The 5,147-nt window shown below is 40.7% G+C and carries 6 protein-coding genes; 2 read left to right on the forward strand and 4 right to left on the reverse strand.

The window, feature by feature from the left end:
- Together AC33VI_RS08530 and AC33VI_RS08535 are read right to left on the reverse strand one after the other, a co-directional pair.
- On the reverse strand, positions 1 to 96 hold a 96-nt coding region (locus AC33VI_RS08530), incomplete at its 3' end, for a DUF5615 family PIN-like protein (RefSeq protein WP_491781846.1).
- Positions 93 to 323 (reverse strand): DUF433 domain-containing protein, encoded by a 231-nt coding sequence (locus tag AC33VI_RS08535; protein ID WP_491781841.1) that lies wholly within the window; start codon positions 321 to 323, stop codon positions 93 to 95. The genes AC33VI_RS08530 and AC33VI_RS08535, both read right to left, overlap by 4 nt.
- Positions 324 to 421: 98 nt before the next feature.
- Here AC33VI_RS08535 and AC33VI_RS08540 point away from each other — a divergent pair, with 98 nt between their 5' ends.
- Both AC33VI_RS08540 and AC33VI_RS08545 read left to right on the forward strand, forming a co-directional pair.
- Positions 422 to 664: a type II toxin-antitoxin system Phd/YefM family antitoxin gene (locus AC33VI_RS08540; protein ID WP_491781842.1), complete on the forward strand. Its 243-nt coding sequence runs from the start codon at positions 422 to 424 to the stop codon at positions 662 to 664.
- Positions 664 to 1,056, forward strand: a complete 393-nt coding sequence (locus AC33VI_RS08545; protein WP_491781843.1) for a type II toxin-antitoxin system VapC family toxin — start codon at positions 664 to 666, stop codon at positions 1,054 to 1,056. The genes AC33VI_RS08540 and AC33VI_RS08545 overlap by 1 nt, the downstream gene beginning before the upstream one ends.
- Positions 1,057 to 1,188: 132 nt before the next feature.
- On the opposite strand, the gene AC33VI_RS08550 is transcribed toward AC33VI_RS08545, so the two are convergent.
- Positions 1,189 to 1,344 (reverse strand): hypothetical protein, encoded by a 156-nt coding sequence (locus AC33VI_RS08550; protein WP_491781844.1) that lies wholly within the window; start codon positions 1,342 to 1,344, stop codon positions 1,189 to 1,191.
- Positions 1,345 to 1,621: 277 nt separating this feature from the next.
- The gene (locus tag AC33VI_RS08555) at positions 1,622 to 4,861 is read right to left on the reverse strand and encodes a UvrD-helicase domain-containing protein (RefSeq protein ID WP_491781845.1); all 3,240 of its coding nucleotides are present in this window, start codon (positions 4,859 to 4,861) and stop codon (positions 1,622 to 1,624) included.
- Positions 4,862 to 5,147: the final 286 nt, after the last annotated feature.

Below are 5,147 nucleotides of genomic sequence, written 5' to 3' on the forward strand. Positions count from 1 at the left end.
TAACTGATGTAATTGAATATGACTAGAATTGGGAAATAGATCTGATAATCTACTTACTAACTTTCTACTTAAATTCTGATCGAATAGTAATCTCAACTTGTACTTACCGATTTAACTAAACGATGTTCTCGATCTGCTGCAAAAGCCAAACAAGCCTTGATATCTGTTTCGGTGAGTTCGGGAAAATCTTCTATTATTTCTGCGTGAGACATTCCTGCTGCCAGCCATTCCAGTACATCATAGACTGTGATTCGCATCCGCCGAATACAGGGTTTTCCACCTCGTTTTCCTGGTTCGATGGTTATGATGTCGCGATAATCCATAATCTTTTTTTTTAATTGTAGTGGATGCGATCGCTTTGCTCTAAATCTAAATTTACTTAGTTATAATATAGCTAAACTTAGCTAAGTTTATATCAATAATGAAGATATCTAATATTCACGAGGCAAAATCGCAGCTATCGAAACTAATTGAATCGGCATTAGCGGGTGAAGAGATTGTAATTGCCAAAGCAGGAAAGCCTCTAGTAAGACTTATTCCTTATCAAGAAGATAAACAACCCAGAACTCCTGGGGGTTGGGAAGGAAAAGTAATCATGAGTGATGATTTTGATGAGGAACTTCCTAGGGATATTCTTCAGGGTTTTATGGGAGAAGACGAGTAATGCAACTATTGTTGGATACTCACGCTTTGATTTGGTGGCTGAGTAATAATTCTACTCTTTCGCCTGAAGCGAGAAATGCGATCGCCAATCCAGAGAATATTGTGTTTGTTTCGGCTGCTTCGGCATGGGAAATAGCAATTAAAAAATCTCTGGGAAAGTTGCAAGCACCAGACGATCTAAAAGCACAAATAGAAGCAAAAAGATTTACTCCCCTAGCCATTAATATCGACCATGCTTTAACTGTAGAAAAATTACCCTTACACCATCAAGATCCTTTTGATCGCATTTTAATTGCTCAAGCAATATCTGAAAATTTGATTCTTGTCACTCGCGATCGTAAGTTTGAAGCTTATAAGGTTAAAACTATTAAATGTAGTATTTGCATACAGTAATAGATTTAATGATAATAATTTACTACTAGAAAAATATGGAATTGCCTTACAAGCTTACAATTCATCGCAGGTAGAAGTTATTTTTCCTAAGTTGAATGAATCTGGAGATTTAGTTTATACAAGCCGAGATTATTATCTGGCTGAAATTTCTATCCCATCATTAGATAAACACAATCGTAAACGGTTGTGGTTTTCGGGGTTATCGATGATGATTATGCCGTGGACGTGGTTGGGCATAATAATAAATTCATCGGGCGGAAACGGCGAGGAAACCTCGCTATGTTCCACGCCCGTTCTTTGAACTAATATCAAATCACTTTAAATATGCTATAAATACTACCAGGCGATCGCACTAGATTCTAATAATATTCCTGCTTATGTCAATCGAGGTATTGTTTACGAACAACAAGTACAATTAGATTTAGCTTTAGCTGATTTCAATCAAGCGATCGCAATCGATTCTAATAACGCTGTGGCGTACACCACCATCGTTATCGTGAAGATCGCGATCGCGCAAAATCTAAGGATTAGAGAAACTAAAAAAGGATACGTATATCATTTTCAATTAGATGATGGCATCATTACAAAAAGCCAAATAAGGACAGGTGGCGCATTTTTCCAAGGTGGGAGTAGCAGTATAGTTACCGTTGTAGATATTTTCAGCTAAACTCAGGGCTTCGGGGGCGATCGCATTTAACTCAGACTGATTAAAACTGTGAATCTTATCGTGGCGGAGATAAGCAATGTGAGCATTAGGGTATTGTAGGGCTTGGGCATATACCCAAAGTTGGAAACGGTGTTCTTCTGGGTGAAGGTTGCGATCGCTTTTATAATCGAGAATCCAATTGTCTCCTACTAAATCGATGACACCGTTAAAAGTTATTTTCCCTAGTTGCAAGCTGACTTGTCGTTCTTTGGCGATCGCACTATTGCGTAAACTACTATACATGGGCAGTTGAAAGAATCTTTGAGCGAGAGCGATCGCATCTTGGAAAACATCTGTTCCCCATTCTCCTTCGGCATAGGGAACTAGTTGTTCGGCTTGAGTGAGGTTATTTTCAAGGGCTTTATGAACTAGAGTCCCAATTTGCATTCCCGTAGCCATTCCTTCTCCAATACCAGGATGCCCGTCTAATAGATGGAGTTTAAATCTTTGGGGGCATCGAGCATATTCTGTTAGGGCGATTACGGGGAGTTCCGATAAACCAGATCCGATGGAGTTTAATAGTAAGGACGGTAACTTTTCTTTGAGGGGTGGAGTCTGAGGAATAGGCGGTAGGGCTTTAACATCGGTGTAGGGAGTCACAAAATTGGGAATATTGGCAGCAGTCAAACCCCGTTGTAAGCGATTTAATTCTCCTTTATAAGGTTCGGCAGCACTCAACCAAAGATAATCCCTAGCTCTGGTCAAAGCGACGTATAATACCCGATAGGCTTCGGCTCGTTCTTTTTTATCTTGTAGGTATTCCAGCCAACTGTAAAGGACTGGTTTTTGCATTGCCCCTAAAGAGTTTTTACTTTTAACCGCTACCCCCAATTGAGCATCAAAATAAACGGAAGGATAGGATTTAGAACGTTCTTTACTGAGATCTGCCACAATCACCAAACCCCACTCTAAACCTTTGGAGGCATAGATCGTCATTAGAGAAACAGCATTACCAACAGCTAAGACGGGGCGAGGAATAGCGACTTCCTCATCGTAAAGACGTTTGAGGCGGCGCACTACTGCAAACAAGTCATAATTTCCTTGTTCCAAGTCTTTAATCAATCGCCCAAAACCCTGCCAGTCTGCCAACCTACGTTCTGCACCCGCTAAATTGGCAATTATGGCAGTATATCCCGTCAAGCGATCGCAAATCTGTAAAATCCTTGAAGGAGTATGTGCCTGGCGCGATCGCAATAATTGGTTTAAAACTCTAATCGGACGTTCTAATTCAGTCAACTCTAGCTTTTGGATTTCTTCCCACCAACAACTATTTTCAGGATCTTGATTAAAAGATTCTCTAATTTGAAATAATAAGCGATCGCTCAAAGCAAAAAATGGACTCCGTAACACCGCCACTAAAGCAATATCATCCCTGGGGTTTGCCAAAAAACTTAACAAGATACTGGCATCTTTAGCTTCTCTAGTAGCGAGTAAGTTACCACCCCCCCCAGGGGCAACGGGTATGCCGAGGGCGGCTAAAGCCTCGCTATATATTTCTAAGGGTTGCCAAGTGCGAGTCAGAATGGCAATGTCTTGAGGTTGAATGGGGCGAGAATGTCGGGCTGGTTTGTCAAAAACGGGAGTTTTGCTATCTAGCATCTGTTTGATTTTCTCTGCTAGATTGTATGCCTCTACTCGTTGTCTTTGGGCTTTACTGGGTTTGGCTGGTTTTTCTTCTCCTTCTTCTTTAAAAGGGTCGCCAATAGTCAATACTTGTAAGTAGTTAAATTTCTCGCCTGCTTCTCCTGGGATGGGAGTCAATTCTCTAAAAGCAGTTAAATCTTGGTGCTTATCTCCCAGTAAGGGTGCAAAGATTTGATTAAAGCGATCGATTAAAGCTTTATGGGTGCGAAAGCTGGTACTAAGAATTACTTCTTTACCGCCGTTATTTAAAATACGACTGCGAAACTGCTTAAAAACCCGAACATCTGCCCGTCGAAAACCATAGATCGATTGTTTGATATCCCCCACAATAGTTAATTCGGCTTTAGCAGTCAGGTTGTGGAGTAATTCAGCTTGAGTAGGGTTGGTGTCTTGAAATTCATCCACTAGAAATACCTGCCACCGTTGTTGATAATATTTTCCTACCTGACTATGGCTTAAGGCTTTCAGGGCATAGATTTCTAGGTCGCTAAAAGTAAGAGCTTTACGCTGTAGCTTAAGACGGGAAAGATAATTACTTACTTCTTGGTATGCCTCGGTTAAGGCAGGAAAAATTTCTTTAAATTGTGTGTCAGCCTCGCCTATTTCTAAATCTAACAAACCTTGACTGATAACCCTACGGACAGTTTCTCGCAAAGTTTTTAAAGCCTCTTTTACAGTTTTAAGACTATCTCCCTGCCAATTCTTTTTACTACCAACGCGCAAGTTAACCCGATCGATAGTAGCGATTGCAGCTTTAATATCTCGTTCTGCTTCAATTAATGCGATCGCATCTAAAACATCAAGACGAATTGCCTCTAATTTATCTCCCGTTTCTCCTTGGTGTTGTTGGAGGATTAATTTATTAGTCTCCCATGCAGGATCGCCGATAATTATGGTCACTGCTTCTTGGGCAGCAGTTGTGATTAACTCCTGCCAATCTTGTATCCCCTGACTAAAAGCCAGACTCGCCGTGTAAGGATCTTCTAATAACTCAGTTAATATTTGTCGCAACCAAGAATAGGGAATAGCCCGAAATATCCCAGAAGGCAACTTAGTTAAAGCCGTTTTCAAACCATCTTCCAACCAAACTCGCCCCTCCAAACTATCTAAGACTTCAAAATCCGCAGGAATATTAATTAATTGAAAGTGTTCGCTACAAATATGCGCTGACAATGCGTGAATCGTACTAATTTGAGCAGCTTCCAATTCAGCCAGCAAATCCAAACGTTGGGGTAACTGTTGGTTAACCAAAGCCCGAATGCGCGATCGCAATTCTGTCGCCGCTTTTTCAGTAAAAGTCACTGCCACTATTTCCAAGGGAGACAAGTCTTTTTCTCGCAAATAATAAAGATATCTCTCCGCCAACATATGAGTTTTACCCGTACCTGCTCCTGCGGTAATGACTACACTACAGGGGGCGTAAGCTGCTGCTTGTTGTTCGGGGGTTAGAGTCATACTGTTGAAATAAGTTAACTGAAATGAACCAAGATGTAAATATTATTTTGCAAGAGATTGTTTTTATTTGGCAAAATATCGAAGAATAGAGTCTTTTTTAGAGGAATTTGGCTCTGTAAATAGGTTTCTTCCCTCGATCGCCATTATTTTAAGAAGTGGGCGGAACTCCCCAACCTCGCGAAGCAGGTTGTGGGATGGATAGCCCCGCCGATAGGCGTTATTGAAACAGTTAATAAGAAATTGATGAAATCTTGATACATTAGTAGTTCTAGCTGTTGTATAATAA

Source organism: Waterburya sp. (assembly GCF_058530065.1).

Coding starts and splice junctions, on each gene's coding strand:
- AC33VI_RS08535 (WP_491781841.1), bottom strand. CDS start 323: ATGGATTATCGCGACATCATAACCATCGAACCAGGAAAACGAGGTGGA.
- AC33VI_RS08540 (WP_491781842.1), top strand. CDS start 422: ATGAAGATATCTAATATTCACGAGGCAAAATCGCAGCTATCGAAACTA.
- AC33VI_RS08545 (WP_491781843.1), top strand. CDS start 664: ATGCAACTATTGTTGGATACTCACGCTTTGATTTGGTGGCTGAGTAAT.
- AC33VI_RS08555 (WP_491781845.1), bottom strand. CDS start 4,861: ATGACTCTAACCCCCGAACAACAAGCAGCAGCTTACGCCCCCTGTAGT.